Origin of the sequence: Herbidospora sakaeratensis (assembly GCF_001570525.1) — a bacterium.
GTDB lineage: Bacteria > Actinomycetota > Actinomycetes > Streptosporangiales > Streptosporangiaceae > Herbidospora > Herbidospora sakaeratensis.
In genome coordinates, this window is record NZ_BBXC01000011.1 from 238,477 (window position 1) to 253,355 (window position 14,879).

The window sequence follows — 14,879 nt, forward strand, 5'->3', positions numbered from 1 at the left end:
GCTCATGAAACCAGCTATACCTACTGTGGAACACCTTCCAAGGTTTCCGGGCAAAGAAGAACCGGACAAACGGTCAGCCAGAAGCGGAGTGGTCCATGATTTCGGACACCAATTTCTCGTCTGAGACTCAGGCGGCTTCGGTCCTCAATGAAGTAAACGAGATTCCATACGCGTCCCTACGAGGTCTAATCGAGGCGTTCACCGAGGCTCCGGGCACCATCTCCTCCGGATTCCAGAACTTCATGTGAGACCGATCCACCTGTAAAGCCGGGAGTCGAACCCAAAACCACCGGCTGATCGAAGCCACCACAAACTCCTACATCCGCATCGCCCCTTCTGGCCCTAAAGTTGTCGTCGAGTCAGGGTCGCTGAGGCAGGTGCGCATGCGTGAGATGGAGCAGCACGACTGGAATCAGTTGATCTACCAGTTGAAGCGAGGGCTTTGCACTCCCTTCGTCGGAGCCGGCGCATCACTCAGCGTCCTGCCGTCAGGCCGGGCGCTGAGCCGCAAACTCGCGAAACGCCTCGGCTACAGGGGAAAGAACTCATATGATCTTCCCCACGTCGCCCAGTTCGGGGGTATGAAACAGGGCGAGTTGGGTCATGTGAAGGAAATCGTCCGCGATGAGCTCACTCTTGGGCGGGTTCCTGATTTCGCCGACCCACACGAGCCACACGGCCTGCTCGCCGGCTTTCCCTTTCCAGTGTTCGTGACGACGAACTTCGATGACTTCATCGCCCGATCACTGGTGGCGGCCGGGAAAACACCGACCAGCGTGATATGCCCCTGGAACTCGGACATCCCGGCGGACGAGAAGCTACTGGCCAGCGAGTCAGTATGGAAACCAGAACCTGACACTCCGCTGGTGTATCACCTGCATGGCGCCCTGTCCGATCCCGCCACCCTAGTCGTCGCCCAGGACGACTATCATGAATTCGTCCGCAACTTGGCCATGGAATCCGCTACGGGCCAGCGAAAGATGATTCCGCCTGCGGTCCTCAAAGCCCTGGCAAGGCAGCCACTCCTCTTCGTGGGGTACAGCCTGCAGGATCTGTCCTTTCGCATGCTATTCCAGGATTTGAACACATCGATTCCAGGAATCAGCCGGAGAAAGCACGTCAGTATTCAGCTCGAAAAACCGAAGACAGACGCGGAGAAAGAAGAGAAGAAAAATCTGGAACTGCAGCTGGACTGGTATTACCGAGGATGGACGATCGCCGTCTTCTGGGGTGGCGTGGCGGCCTTCTGCGCCGAACTCCGCTCCAGAATGGGAGCCGACAAGTGAGCCGGACGTCACCTTATGTGGGGCTTCGTCCATTTTCGGGCGCGGAGAGCGGCAAGTTCTTCGGCCGCGAAAGAGAAGCACATGACGCTGCCAATTTGTGGCAATCCTGCCCACTGACCGTACTCATTGGTCCACACGGAGCAGGCAAGACGTCTCTGCTGAACGCAGGCGTCATCCCACTGATCGACAGATCGTCGAACGACATCCTTCCGATCGCGCACCTGACGACCAGCGCCGACCCGGTCGACTCCGCAAAGCCGATGGGTGATCACACTTTCGCCCTGCTCTCCGCGTGGGCTCCACACATTCCCGCCAAGCGGATAGCCGACCTTTCTTTAGCGACTCTTTTCAAGAAGGAATTTGCGCGCTCCGACCGGTTCGGCGAGAAAATATACACGCTTGCCGCCATCGATAACTTCGAACAGATTTTCGAGGGGCCGACCGGCGGCCGCGAAAGATTGATTGATCAACTCATCGAAGTCCTGGAGACGAACCCTTACCTGCACCTCCTCGTCTCCATCACGGATGATCGATCCCCCATCCTCCTTGACGATCCCCGAATCAACCGCCTGCCCAAAGGCTTGGTTCGGCTGGGAAAGATGTCCACCTCGGCCGCTTTACGCGCTGTCACGAAGCCGCTGGAGAACGCCGGTGTCGCATTCGCCCCCGGGGCGGCGGAAATGCTGGTGAAGACCCTCCAAACACGACCCGGTGATGAGCCTGTCGATGTGGTGCGGCTGCAATTGGCTTGCACGAGCTTATGGACATCACTCCAGCCCACCGAATCAATCGTCAGTGCGCAGCATGTATCGGAATGTGGCGCACTGGACATCACACCCATGGACGTTGTAGAGCAGGTGCTCTCCAATGTGGCTGCCGCTCATTTCGGGACCGACGCGAGGTTGCTCCGCAGCTGGCTCTATGAGAACTTCTTCAGTGGCCGGAACTTCGCCTCTGTCTATCGAGGGGAAACCATCACGGCGAACATGCCCAACGAAGTGATCGACACGCTGGTAGAAGCCGGCATTCTGGCCACCCACAGCGATCACAACGGTAATCAGTGGCATACGATATCCAACGGAATCATGGTCGGCCTGGTGGAGAGAGTCCTGACGAACGGCTCACCCGAACAGAGCCCGCCGAAAAGTTATCTCACAGCAGCCGGAACGGCGTTCCGAGACGGAAACTTCCAACTCGCCACGATACAGGCCGAGCTGGCCTTGGCGCAGACCCGAGACGTCACAGAGAAGGGGGAAATCGAGACCTTCCTCGGCAACGTCGCCTTCAGCCAAGAACTCTACGACGCTGCGATTGAGCACTATCAGAAGGCAGCGACTCTCTTCGAACTCTTCGCCGTCGCGCCGGTCATCGGCCGACTGCTCGCCGCAATCGGCAGATCGCGGCGGGCGCAAGGTCACGCACCACTGGCCGCCGCTGAGTTCCGGGCGGCCCTTGAACGTGTGCCCACCGACTCCCTGATAAGGACAGACCTGGCCTGGGCCCTGTGGTACGGAGGGCATCCGCAGGACGCGGAGAGCACGCTGAATGAGATTCTCCGCAAAGAGGAAGACCTCTCCGCAGCCCTCCTCGCACGGGCTCAGATTCTCGCGGATCTCAACAGACCAGGAGACTCGCTACGCGACTTCGAGAAGGTGCTGCCCTTACGGCGGCCGCCTGCTCAGGCCGCCTACGCGTTGGCGTTGGCGTTGGCCGGCAATGTCGAGGAGGCGAAATCCGAAGTTCGCCCTATCAAGGAGCACGCCGACGGACACGGACCCGCACTCTTGAGAGTGGCGAGAATCGAGCAGCTCGTCGGCGATCACGCCGAGGCCGCCAGGCTGGCACGCGAGGCGCAAAGGGCGAAGTCGCCCGCGCTGCCGCCGCATCTCCGGGAGATCGCTCTCGGACTTCTTGACTGAGTTCATATCGGCAGGGGATCGAAGTCGCAGTCGATCCGGATGCCCGACTCCGCGGTGACCGCATCAGGCTGCCCCAGTTCTGCCCGTTCCTGATAGAGATCCGCCACCTCGGCCTTCATCCGCTCCGCGTCGGGCGCTCCGACGGCAGTCCGGTCTAAGGTCAGGTTGGCGGCGCAGGACATGGACAGGAAATGGTTCCTCCCGAACCGCTGGGTGAGCAAGCGGAGCGCTCCCTCACCGAGGTCTCTGGCCCGCTCACGGTCACCAAGGGCGGCCATGTCACTCGCCAGGTTCACCGCGCACAACAACGCATAGTGGTGGCCTGGGCCCAGCCGGGCGGTCAGGCTCTGTCTGGCTGCCTCGTTGAGCTCGCGGGCCTTCCCAGGGTCGCCGAGCAGACGGTGAAGGATGGCCAGGTTTGTCGGGCAGGCGAGGGTGAATGGGTGGTCGTCGCCGTAGACGTGCGGGTAGGTGCGGGTCATCTCCTCCGCCAGTTCGTAGGCCTCCGCGAGATCGCCACGCACCCGCAGGGCGTTGGAGACGTTCACCGCCGCCGCGATCGTGTCGGGGTGGCGAGAGCCGAACAGCCGCACTAGCCGGGCATGAGTGTCTCTTGCGATCGTGATGGAATCCTCCAGCGCGCCCGCGCGCCGCTGGGCGATCGACAGGTCCTTGGCAGTGATCAGAGTCGCCCAGTGGTCGCGGCCCAGTTTCTGAACCCCGAACGCCAGCGCGGCCTCGCCGGTGTCGCAGGCCTCCTCGAAACCGCTTGTGAGCCGTACGGCCCTGGCCATGCTGTTCCACGACAGCAGTACGATTTCCGAGCTGGCCGGGTTGGCCGCCTCGCTCTGGGCCAGGTAGACCTCCGTGTGCAGCCGTCTGGCCAGTTCGTACTCACTGTTGAGGCCGAAGTCGAGGGCGAGGCTGTTCTTGGCCCGCAGGGTGAGGACATGGTCGTCACCAAGCAGCCGCTCATGTTGTCTGACCGACTCCTCGTCGAGTTCGAGCGCCTCCCGGAAGTCACCGTGGGCCCGCATGCTACCGCCGAGACCATTTCTGGCAATCAGCGTTTCCGGGTGTTCCGGGCCGAATACGGTGATGACATCCGCCAGAGTGGTGCGGTCGAGGTCGTACACCTGGGCGTACTCACCCATGCGGCGCAGCGTGTTCCCCTGGTGGCGGCGGGCCCGGAGCACGTCGGGGTGGTTCTCCCGCGCTCGCCCCCACTCGTCGATGGAGGCGGTGACCAGTTCCAGCGCCGAACGGTAGTTGCCCGAAGAATAGAGGTAGCGCACGACGTTGAGAGCGAATTCGCGGACGCTGGGCTCGCTGGATTCGAGAAGCCGCGAAGGGCGGACGTGGGGCACCAGGTCGGCGAAGTCCGGCCACTTGGAGTTGTCGTCCGGAAGTTGCGGCGCGCTGCCGGCGAGAAGGCGATGCACTTCTTCGCGTTGCTGGTCCTGACGGGCTTCGTCGAGGACATCCCGCAAGAGCGCCTGAATCAGCCGGTGCACCTGGATCGTCCGGTTGTCGGGGTCGCTCCGGATGAGAGCGTATCGGCTGAGCTCTTTCACGGACTTGTCGAACATGATCGGGTCGGACAGCAGGTTCTCCAGGCTCGGCGCATTGGCCTTGTTTCCACACCGGAAAACATCGAGTGGAATGGGGTCGGGACCGAAGAAAGCACAACAGCGCAGCAGGTTGAGCGCGATCGCCAGCCGTTCTTCCAGCAACGAGACCGAGACTCGCCAGGCGGCGGTCATCGTCAGTGGATAGTCCCTGGCTCTTTCCGCGCCCAGCAGGCGGGCCGTCTGTTTGTCGAGCAGTTCGATGTAGTCGTCAACAGTCATGGTGCCGCGCCGCTGCAACGCGCCGACCTGTTCGAGGGCCAACGGCAGATCACCCAATTTGTCGGCCAGCCGGAACGCCTCGTGTTCGGTGATCCGCCTGCCTAGCCTTTTCGTCAGGAACTCGATGCTCTCGTCTCGGGTGAACACGTCCACCTGGAGGGATCGAAATTGATCGTCCCAATTCGGGTCGCGTGATGTGATGATCACGTGACCGGGGCCGCGCGGAATGAACCTCTCGATGCGAGAGTCTTCCGCGTTGTCGAAAATCAACAGCCAGTTGTCGTACGGCGCCCCGTTCTCCAGCGACTCCCGCACCGACTCAGCCGCCTCCTCCACACCCACGACAGAGGCAGGAGTCAAATTGAGATGAGGCGCCAATGCGGCCAGCGCCGAAGGCACCAGATAGTACTGGTCTGCCGGAATCCACCAGACCAAGTCATAGTGGGAGCGATAGCGGTGGGCGTACTCGATCGCCAGGTGGGTCTTCCCGACGCCGCCGTAGCCTTGCAGAGCCTGTGGCAACGGGATGACGGCGGTCACTGACCGGGTGCCCTCACGCAGCTGGTGCAGCAGGCTCTCCCGCCCCGTGAAACTGCGGTTCCTGGGCGGAACCCGCTTGAAAATCTCCGGTCGCTTGTCTCCGAGGGATTGCGGGGCGGGCAAAGCTGATTCGCCGACCATAGGACCTCCAACGCATCGACGCGAATTCTTGCCAAATGACCATCCAATCAGCAGTGCTGCTCACTAGCCCAGACGGCGAACGGCGACCAACCGTTATGCCCTTAACGGCCGCCACCAAAAGTCATCCGGCCCCCAGCAGGCCTAGCCTTACAGTCGAAACCTGATATCAGGCTGAGCAGGGGGCCAGGCATGGGTGGGATGAGCGAAAAAGATTGGGAGCGGCTCATTTACCAGTTGAGGACCGGCCACTGCACCCCCTTCGTGGGCTCCGGCACCTCAATGAGCGTTCTTCCGTCTGGTCGCCAACTCAGCGAGACCCTCGCAGCCAAAGTCGATTACTCCGGCCCCGACGCCAGGGAACTGCCTCGTGTGGTGCAGTACGCCAGCTTCGAATACGGCGATCTCAGTCACGTGAAATATCTCGTCCGCGACGAACTCATCAAAGGAGACCAGACTCCAGACTTCGGCGACCAGAATGAGCCACACGCTGTGCTGGCGGATTTTCCCTTGCCGGTCTATCTGACCACCAATTACGACGATTTCATCGTACAGGCGCTGGCGACCCGCAGGAAGAAGGCCCGGGCCGCCATCTGCCCATGGAACGACTTGATCGCGCCTGACCCGCTGTTCGAGGGCGACGAGGGGTGGAACCCAAGCCCCTCGACCCCGCTCGTCTACCACCTACACGGCGCGATGCGCGATCCGGCCTCCTTCGTCCTGGCCGAGGACGACTACATGATGTTCCTGCGCAATCTCGCCATCGAGCGCAACAACGGGGGCAACCGCATACTCCCGCCGTCGATTCTCGCAGCGCTGACCACACGACCGTTGTTGTTCATCGGATACAGCCTCCAGGACTGGACGTTTCGGGCGCTGTTCCAGGAACTCGGCCGGTCGATCCCCGCGATCAGCAGACGTCGCCACGTGAGTGTGCAGCTGGCCCCCGGCGAAGCCTCGGGCTGGACGGTCGACGCCCTGGAACGCCAGTTGCAGTGGTACTACCGCGAATGGCAGATATCGGTGTTCTGGGGCGGTATCGAAGATTTCTGCACTGAATTGCGCGACCGAATAGGGGCCATGCCGTGACCGAACAAGTCCCGACCCCCGAGCCCTACGTCGGCCCGCGTGCGTTTCTCCGCCAGGACAGCGGCAAGTACTTCGGCCGAGAACGCGAAGCCCATGAGGTTTGCGACCTGTGGCGGTCGAACCAGCTCACAGTCCTCTACGGCCCTTCTGGCGCGGGCAAGACCTCGCTGATCAACGCAGGCGTCCTGCCGCTGCTCGACCCGTCACAGAACGACGTCCTGCCGGTCGGACGGGTCGCACATACCTCCACCACGCCGTCTACAGCGCTGCCCGAGCACAACCCGCACACCTACGCCTTGCTGTCCTCCTGGTCGCCGGGAGAGACCCCGTCGATGCTGGCCGGACTCACCCTGAAGCGGTTCTTCAATCGCCGGCCGCCCCGTCAGGACCCCTACGGCGATCCGGTGCTGCGTTTGGCGGCGATCGATCAAGCCGAGGAGCTCTTCCTGGAAGGCAGGGACCGGACGCCGTACCACGATTGGTTCGTCGACCAACTCGCCGACGCCCTCGGCGCGGACCTCGACCTGCGCGTGCTGATCTCAATCAGAGACGACCAGGTCGGCGCGATCCTGCGCGACCACCGCCTGCGGGAGGTCATGACCAAGGGCCGCTTCGCGCTGGGCGCTCTGGAGCCCTCCGCCGCGACGCGGGCCGTCGTGGGTCCTCTGACAGGCACCGCCTACTCCTTCGCCGACGCCGCCGCGCAGCGTCTGGTCGACGACCTAAGCGGGGGTCGCAGCACCGAACCGGAGTCGAAGGCGATCGAGCCGCTCCAGCTCCAGGTGGTCTGCACGGCGCTGTGGAGATCACTGCCCCAGGACGTCACCCACATAACCACGGACCATGTCGTGCGGTACGCCGACGTGCGCCGATCTCTGGAGACGTACGTCGACCGCACGATCGCCGAGGTGGCACTCGAACACTTCGACGGGGAGACATCCCACTTGCGCGACTGGCTACGCGACAACTTCGTCGCCGACTCCCGCAGGATCCCCGTCTACCGCGGCGAAACCCTTACCGCAGGACTGCCAAACGAGGTGGTCGCCGCTCTGGTCACCCACCACATCCTGACCCCACGCTCAGACGTCACCGGAGACACCGCCCAGTGGTACGAACTTGGGCACGAGGGCCTGGCCCGCCTCATCCGGGCTGACGCCGGCGACGTCACCGTCGACCGACGGACTCCCCAGCAACTCCTTTGCCTCGCGCAGCACGCCCTACGCGCGGGCGACTTCGCCCGCGCTCGCAGGAACGCCAGACTCGCGCTCGACCGGACGGACTCCTCTCGGCTGAGAGCCGAAACCGAGTCGTTCCTCGGCGATGTGGCCTTCGCCGACGCCCGATACGCCACAGCCATTGATCATTACCAGGAAGCAGCTGGGCTCTTTGAGGTGCATGGGCGGAAGGAGACCGTGGGCCGCATGCTTGCCGCCATAAGCAGGTCTCGCCGTGCGCTCGGCGAGACGCAACAGGCGATCAACCACCTGAGATCGGCAATCGATCGGGTCCCCCACGATCAGGGCGTCCGAATCGAGCTGGCCCTCACCTACTGGTATAGGGGCCACGTGAACTCCGCCCGCGAGACGCTCGATGGTGTCCTCGACGGAGATCCCCTGTCGTGGCCGGCCCTCCGCGCCCGAGCTGAGATCCTTCTCCACCTCGGTCTGCAGGACGAGGCCCTTCGCGATTTTGCTCAGATCATGCCGATAAGAGAACCTTGGGCCCAAGCGGCTCATGCCTATGCCCTGGCCAAGAAAGGAAAACATCATCTGGCGCAAAGAGAAATCACAGCCGCACTCGCGACTTCTCCAGAACAGAGCCCGGTGCTTTTGTACGCCGCGCTCGCGGCAAAGGAGGCAGGCGACTCTGGGATATGCGAACGGCTCGCCGGGTCAGCCTTTACAGCCAGAAACCCGCTCTTACCTCTACCTTTGGCAGAGGTGCTCAATCAACTGGTTGAGAAAGAAATGAAAGACCCTTCCTGATGGAGTAGGGCCAAGACATATAGAGCCGCCTTGGGGAATCGAACCCCAGACCTTCTGTTTACAAGACAGATGCTCTGCCGATTGAGCTAAGGCGGCGAACGAACCAAGCCAGTCTAGCCTCTACGCAGCCGAGACACCTCGTAGAGCGCGATCCCAGCCGCAACCCCGGCGTTCAGCGACTCCGCCGCAGCCCCCATCGGAATGCGAACCACCTGGTCACAAGCCTCCCGCACCAACCGGGACAGCCCCTTCCCCTCAGACCCGACAACCACAACCAGTGGCTCCCCGGCGAGAGTCATGTCCCCGATGTCCGTCCGAGACTCCCCATCGAGCCCAACGACGAAGAGCCCCTCTTCGCGATACCCCTGAAGCGCCTGCGTAAGGTTCGCCCCCCGAGCCACCGGAAGCGTGGCCAACGTCCCGGCAGACGTCTTCCAGGCCCCAGCCGTGACCCCTGCGGACCGCCGCCCCGGCACCAGTAGCCCATGAGCCCCGAACGCAGCCGCGGACCGGGCGATAGCGCCGAGGTTACGAGGATCGGTCACCGAGTCGAGCGCCACGATCAGCGGCACCTCAGCCGCGTCTTGAGCGAACCGCACCAGGTCGATCGGATGCGCATACTCGTAAGCGGGAATCTGCAGCGCGACCCCCTGGTGCACGCCACCCTCGGTCAACCGGTCAAGCTTCCCCCGATCGACTTCGAGCAGCGCGATCCCCTTGTCAGCGGCGATCTTGATCGACTCCCGAACCCGGTCGTCGTTCTCGATCCGCGCCGCGACATAGAGAGCAGAAGCAGGCACCCCAGCCCGCAGCGCCTCGACAACCGGGTTACGCCCCCCGATGTACTCAGGCGCGTCCTCGGACTTCCGAGCCCGTACAGGAGCCTTCCGAGGCGAGGCGCCCCCGCGCTCCTCCCGGGCGACACGCTCAGCCCGGGCCTTGTCCTTGTACCAGTGCCGAGCCTCAGCGGGCGGCGTCGGGCCCCTGCCCTCAAGAGATCGCCGAACCTTGCCCCCGGTCCCCCGAGTGGCACCCTGCCTTTTACGTCCCGCTGCCATAACTCAAAAGCCTATCCGTGAAATCAGCGGGCCAGTTCCCAGCGCGGGCCCTGCGGGGTGTCCTCGACGACGACCCCGGCCGCCGCCAGGGACTCCCGAATCGCGTCGGCTGCCGCGTAGTCCTTCCGGGCCCGGGCCGCCTGCCGCTGCTCCAGCGCCACCGCCACCAGGGCGTCGACGACCTCGTGCAGCCCCGACTCCCCGGAAGAGCGCCACTGCGGAGAGCGAGGGTCGAGCCCCAGCACCCCCAGCATGGTCTGCGTCTCCGCGAGCAGCCTGGCCACGGCTTCCTTGTTCCCCTGAGACAGCGCCACGTTGCCCTCGCGCACCACCTCGTGGACGACGGCCAGCGCCTGCGACACGTTCAGGTCGTCGTTGAGCGCGTCCACGAAGGCCTGCGGCAGCGGCGCGGTGGCGTCGACGTCGTGGATCACCTCGGCCGCCCGCGAGACGAAGCCCTCAAGACGCCGGTAGCCCGCGGCCGACTCCTGCAGCGCCTCTTCGGAGTAGTCGATCGCCGACCCGTAGTGGGCCGAGACCAGGTAGTAGCGCAGCTCCACGGCCCGGACCTTGGTCAGCATCTCGGGGATCAGCAGCGAGTTCCCGAGGGACTTGCTCATCTTGGTCCCGCCGAGCTGCAGCATGCCGTTGTGCAGCCAGAAGCGGGCGAAGCCGTCGCCGGCCGCCTGCGACTGGGCGATCTCGTTCTCGTGGTGGGGGAAGATCAGGTCGACGCCGCCGCCGTGGATGTCGAAGGTGCCGCCGAGGTATTTGGTCGCCATCGCCGAGCACTCGAGGTGCCAGCCGGGACGGCCGCGGCCCCACGGGGTGGGCCAGGTCGGCTCGCCCTCCTTGGCGCCCTTCCACAACGCGAAGTCGCGCGGGTCGCGCTTGAGGGAGTCGGTGTCGGTGTCGCCGGCGGCCCGCATGTTCTCGAGCTTCTGGTTCGACAGTTTTCCGTACCTGTCGGCGTAGGAGACCACGTCGAAGTAGACGTCGCCGGCCGAGGCGTAGGCGTGGCCCTTGTCGATCAGGCGGTGCATCAGCTCGATCATCTCGGGCACGTGGCCCATCGCCCTCGGCTCGACCGTGGGGGGCAGGCAGCCGAGCTGGTCGTACGCCCACGTGAAGGCCCGCTGGTTGCGTTCGGCGACCACGAACCAGGGCACGCCCTCGCTCGCCGCGACGCGGATGATCTTGTCGTCGAGGTCGGTCACGTTGCGGCAGAACGTGACGTCGTACCCCGAATGGGTCAGCCAGCGGCGCAGCACGTCGAAGTTGACGCCGGAACGGATGTGACCGATGTGGGGCGGAGCCTGGACGGTCGCACCACACAGGTACATCGTGACCCGGCCGGGCTCAACCGGGGCGAATTCACGGACCGTTCGGGTGCTGGTGTCATAGAGTCTCAGGCTCACAAAGGCAAGGCTAACGCCTTCACGGGCAGCACAGGCCGAGTTAAGAAACCGTGAGCGTCAGCCTCGGAGATACACCTTCTCCGCGGCGATCCGCACGATCACGCGCTCGTTGTCGGGACTGCCCTCCACGAACGGTTTCCCGGCGTATTTGTGCGAAAGCTCTTGGATGAGATCGCCGTGGGGGTCGTCGAATAGCGTCACGGAGCCTCTGACCTCGGCGTACACGTAGGGGTCGGCCGGGTCGACGATCAGAATGGAGACGCGCGGGTCGCGTTCCATGTTGCGGTGCTTTCGGCGTCCCTTGACGGTCGAGAAGAGAATCGCGTCGCCGTCGGTGCGCACCCACACCACCGAGGCCTGGGGGCTCCCGTCGGGGTTGACGCTGGAGACGGTGGCGAAATTCGCCCCGTCGAACAAGGAACGAACGCCGTCAGGCAAGGTCTGCTCTCCCATAGGAGCGATCATGCCATTTCGTACGTGTCCTAAAACGGTCGGGGCCACCCGAGTCGCTAGGCTCGACACGCCATGGACGCGAATCCCCCCGCGACGGCAGGCCCGGCCTCCCGTCCGTCTTCCTCCGGATCCCGCCTGCTGAGCCGCGTGGCCGTGATCGTCGCCAGCCTCGCGGTCGCGGTGCTCGCCGGGGCCGCCTGCGTGCTCTCCTTCGACGACCTGCGGGCCCTAGCGCTCCAGGGCCGAGCCGACCCCGAGTTCGCCTACCTCTACCCGGCCGGCTTCGACGCCCTGCTGGTGGTGGCCCTCCTGACGGTGCCGGTGGTGCGCCCCGGACGGCTGGTCATCCGCTTACAGGCCGCCCTGATCCTGATCCTGCTGCTGATCGCGGCCGCCACGGCCGACGTCGCCGTCGCCTCGGGGGCGGTCATCGCGGCGCAGCCCGCGGCCGTCGTGGTGGCCCTGGTCCCGTGGATCATGCTGGTCGTGGGCCTGTGGTTGCTGCTGCTGATCGTCCGGCACGCCCAGACGAAGAACGCCGACCTCGACGACGAACCCGGCGACGACGTGGTGCCGTTCGTCCGCACCGCCCACGTGACCGTGCCCCCCGACTACACGCCGCCGACGCCGGTGAGCCCGGTGACCGAAACGGTCGCTCCTCCGGAGCTGGCGCCCCCGCTCACCCCCTCGCCGCCGCCGCGACCCGCCCGCTGGGGCGACCTGATCCGGCCCAACGTCGGCGACGTCCTCGTCCACCCGCTCCCCGAGCCCGACGACGAGACCGACAAGAAGTACGGCGAGGCCGCCGCCCAGGCCGCCGAGAAGCTGAGCCGCCGCGACGAGGCCGACGTCGACACCCAGCCGATGCGCAGCCTCCCGGCCGACCCCGACCCGGAGCACGGCCCGGAAGCCGCCGACCCGGAGGAGTTCGAGGCCGCCGCCCGCGAGCCCTACGACGACGAGATGCCCGCCCCTCCCTCGGGCCACCTCCGCAGCACCCCGACCCCGCCGAGCGACTCCTGACCGACCGTGGGAAGGCCCCGGAAAAGGCCGGTGCCCGGCGGCCGGTTCGGCCGTCGGGCATCAACCTTCTATGTGCGGGTCAGACCCTGGTTCGCCCTCGCAGCGCGGCGACGGCGCCGACTCCGATGACGGCCAGGACGACCTGCATGACCAGTTCGATCCAGTCGATCCCGTCGGTCGTCGCGACGCCCATCGCCTGGGCGATCGCCGTGCCGATGAGGGCGGCGACGATGCCGACGACGATGGTCAGGATCCAACCGATCGGCTGACGGCCGGGCAGAACAAGTCGGCCCAGCGCACCGATGACAGCGCCGATCACGATGGCGCCGAGAATGGTCTCGATGGTCATTATTCGACCTCCCCTTGAGGGTGACACCTTCACGCTCAAGCGGTCGAATACCCTCTAACGGCAAAATATGCCTGACGCCGGAATTTTTTAGATCCCACTGTGCCCCGGACGGCCGGTGGCTCCGCCGTGTCCACGTCCACGACCTGTGGTGATGCCCCGGCCGGCCACGAAGCCGACGCCGATCACGGCCAGCACGAGCTGGAGGATGTGCTCCCACCAGTCGAAGCCCCGGGTGTTGGCGAACCCGAACAGCGCCGCGATGAGCGACCCGATGAGCGCGGCGACGATACCGACCAGGATCGTCATGCCGATGCTGATGTTCTGCCGCCCCGGCAGGATCAGGCGCGCCAGCGCCCCGATCACCACACCGATGATGATGGCGCCAAGAATCGAAGCGATCATGACATTCCCCCCGACGAGGTGACATCTGCACCTCTAGGGGATGAAGTACCCAAAAAGGGACGGCGATCCACGCACCGCGCCTGGTTACGGGATCGCCGCCCCAACCGCATATGAGACGCCGCATCCCGGACCCCGGTTGCCATCCACTTTGGACCGCACCAAAGCGTTATCTGAGCTGGTGACCCACGTGCCGGATGTGACGGCCGAGGTCAGCGAGCGACGATCAAGGCGTTGGCGATGGCCGCGATGCCTTCGCCACGCCCGGTCAGCCCCAGCCCGTCGGTCGTGGTGGCGCTGACGCTCACGTCAGCCCCCACCGCCGCGCCCAGCGCCTTCTCGGCCTCACCACGACGCGGCGACAACTTGGGCCGGTTCCCGATGATCTGCACCGCGACGTTGCCGATCTCGAAGCCGGCCTCGCGCACCAGCCGCGCCGTCTCGGTCAGCAACGTCACACCGGACGCCCCCGACCAGCGCGGATCGGATGTGCCGAAGACCTTGCCCAGGTCACCGAGCCCGGCGGCCGACAACAGCGCGTCGCAACACGCGTGCGCCGCCGCGTCGCCGTCGGAGTGACCGGCCAGCCCGGTCTCGCCCGGCCAGAACAGCCCCGCGAGATGAAGGTCACGCCCAGAAGCGAAAGGGTGGACGTCGACACCGACGCCCACCCTGGGAAGTTTCGCGCTCAGGAGTTCAGCACCTCGTCGAGCAAGGCTTCCGCTTTGTCTTCGTTGGTCTTCTCAGCCAGGGCGAGTTCGCTGACCAGAATCTGCCGAGCCTTCGCGAGCATCCGCTTCTCACCTGCGGAGAGTCCACGCTCGCGGTCGCGGCGCCAGAGGTCCCGAACCACTTCGGCCACCTTGTTGACGTCACCCGACGCGAGCTTCTCAAGGTTCGCCTTGTAACGGCGCGACCAGTTGGTGGGCTCTTCGGTGTGAGGCATGCGCAGGACGTCGAAGACCCTCTCGAGGCCCTCCTGACCGACCACATCGCGCACGCCGACGAGCTCCGCGTTCTCCGCAGGCACCTGGACGGTGAGGTCGCCCTTGTCGACCTTCAGTACCAGGTAGGTCTTTTCCTCACCCTTAATCGTCCGAGTGGTGATGGCTTCGATCCGAGCAGCCCCGTGATGGGGGTAGACGACCGTGTCGCCGACCTGGAAAGTCATGTGACAAGTACCCCTTCCGCTGTACTCCAGGGTACCACGCGCCAACACTCTCCCGGAACAGTGAAATCACCATAACTGCAGGTCAAAGCCTCATTTTGGGACTTGACAAGAGCTCTACTGTGTGAATCGGGCCGTTCGACAGGCGGGATGACCTGCGCCGCGAGTGTTCCCGGGGCGGTTATCGGACGGGCCTGCCACGCC

The 14,879-nt window shown here is 64.7% G+C and carries 13 protein-coding genes and 1 tRNA gene; 5 read left to right on the forward strand and 9 right to left on the reverse strand.

What is annotated here, in order from left to right; translation table 11 throughout:
- Window positions 1–383: 383 nt before the first annotated feature.
- A complete protein-coding gene (locus AW271_RS17120) occupies window positions 384–1,286 on the forward strand; it encodes an SIR2 family NAD-dependent protein deacylase (protein WP_062337903.1) in 903 nt (300 codons plus the stop codon).
- The gene (locus AW271_RS17125; protein ID WP_157554261.1) at window positions 1,283–3,205 is read left to right on the forward strand and encodes a tetratricopeptide repeat protein; all 1,923 of its coding nucleotides are present in this window, start codon (window positions 1,283–1,285) and stop codon (window positions 3,203–3,205) included. Before AW271_RS17120 ends, AW271_RS17125 begins: the two co-directional genes overlap by 4 nt.
- A gap of 2 nt (window positions 3,206–3,207) precedes the next feature.
- Here AW271_RS17125 and fxsT read toward each other — a convergent pair whose 3' ends face one another.
- Window positions 3,208–5,736, reverse strand: coding sequence for an FxSxx-COOH system tetratricopeptide repeat protein (fxsT, locus tag AW271_RS17130; RefSeq protein ID WP_062337907.1), 2,529 nt, complete (start codon window positions 5,734–5,736; stop codon window positions 3,208–3,210).
- A gap of 198 nt (window positions 5,737–5,934) precedes the next feature.
- Here fxsT and AW271_RS17135 point away from each other — a divergent pair, with 198 nt between their 5' ends.
- Window positions 5,935–6,822, forward strand: a complete 888-nt coding sequence (locus tag AW271_RS17135; protein WP_169806357.1) for an SIR2 family NAD-dependent protein deacylase — start codon at window positions 5,935–5,937, stop codon at window positions 6,820–6,822.
- Window positions 6,819–8,807: a tetratricopeptide repeat protein gene (locus AW271_RS17140; protein ID WP_062337911.1), complete on the forward strand. Its 1,989-nt coding sequence runs from the start codon at window positions 6,819–6,821 to the stop codon at window positions 8,805–8,807. Before AW271_RS17135 ends, AW271_RS17140 begins: the two co-directional genes overlap by 4 nt.
- A 23-nt stretch (window positions 8,808–8,830) precedes the next feature.
- Here the strand turns inward: AW271_RS17140 and AW271_RS17145 are convergent.
- The 4 genes from AW271_RS17145 to AW271_RS17160 all read right to left on the reverse strand — a co-directional run bounded on the left by AW271_RS17145 (window position 8,831) and on the right by AW271_RS17160 (window position 11,736).
- Window positions 8,831–8,903: transfer RNA gene (locus AW271_RS17145), tRNA-Thr, on the reverse strand.
- A 17-nt stretch (window positions 8,904–8,920) separates the two neighbouring features.
- Entirely contained in the window at window positions 8,921–9,865 is a 945-nt protein-coding gene (rlmB, locus tag AW271_RS17150) for a 23S rRNA (guanosine(2251)-2'-O)-methyltransferase RlmB (RefSeq protein WP_062337912.1), read from the reverse strand.
- 23 nt (window positions 9,866–9,888) lie between these two features.
- Window positions 9,889–11,283 (reverse strand): cysteine--tRNA ligase, encoded by a 1,395-nt coding sequence (cysS, locus tag AW271_RS17155; RefSeq protein ID WP_062337914.1) that lies wholly within the window; start codon window positions 11,281–11,283, stop codon window positions 9,889–9,891.
- Between the two features lie 57 nt (window positions 11,284–11,340).
- Complete coding sequence (locus AW271_RS17160; RefSeq protein ID WP_062337917.1) at window positions 11,341–11,736, reverse strand: PPOX class F420-dependent oxidoreductase; 396 nt, start codon at window positions 11,734–11,736, stop codon at window positions 11,341–11,343.
- A 147-nt stretch (window positions 11,737–11,883) separates the two neighbouring features.
- On the opposite strand from AW271_RS17160, the gene AW271_RS17165 reads away from it, so the two are divergent.
- Window positions 11,884–12,759, forward strand: a complete 876-nt coding sequence (locus tag AW271_RS17165; protein ID WP_169806358.1) for a DUF2637 domain-containing protein — start codon at window positions 11,884–11,886, stop codon at window positions 12,757–12,759.
- A gap of 79 nt (window positions 12,760–12,838) precedes the next feature.
- On the opposite strand, the gene AW271_RS17170 is transcribed toward AW271_RS17165, so the two are convergent.
- The 4 genes from AW271_RS17170 to AW271_RS17185 all read right to left on the reverse strand — a co-directional run bounded on the left by AW271_RS17170 (window position 12,839) and on the right by AW271_RS17185 (window position 14,678).
- Window positions 12,839–13,108 (reverse strand): GlsB/YeaQ/YmgE family stress response membrane protein, encoded by a 270-nt coding sequence (locus tag AW271_RS17170; RefSeq protein WP_062337921.1) that lies wholly within the window; start codon window positions 13,106–13,108, stop codon window positions 12,839–12,841.
- Window positions 13,109–13,195: 87 nt separating this feature from the next.
- The gene (locus tag AW271_RS17175) at window positions 13,196–13,510 is read right to left on the reverse strand and encodes a GlsB/YeaQ/YmgE family stress response membrane protein (RefSeq protein ID WP_062337923.1); all 315 of its coding nucleotides are present in this window, start codon (window positions 13,508–13,510) and stop codon (window positions 13,196–13,198) included.
- A 209-nt stretch (window positions 13,511–13,719) separates the two neighbouring features.
- A complete protein-coding gene (gene ispF, locus AW271_RS17180) occupies window positions 13,720–14,178 on the reverse strand; it encodes a 2-C-methyl-D-erythritol 2,4-cyclodiphosphate synthase (protein ID WP_062337924.1) in 459 nt (152 codons plus the stop codon).
- Between the two features lie 17 nt (window positions 14,179–14,195).
- Entirely contained in the window at window positions 14,196–14,678 is a 483-nt protein-coding gene (locus tag AW271_RS17185) for a CarD family transcriptional regulator (protein WP_030451583.1), read from the reverse strand.
- Window positions 14,679–14,879 lie beyond the last annotated feature (201 nt).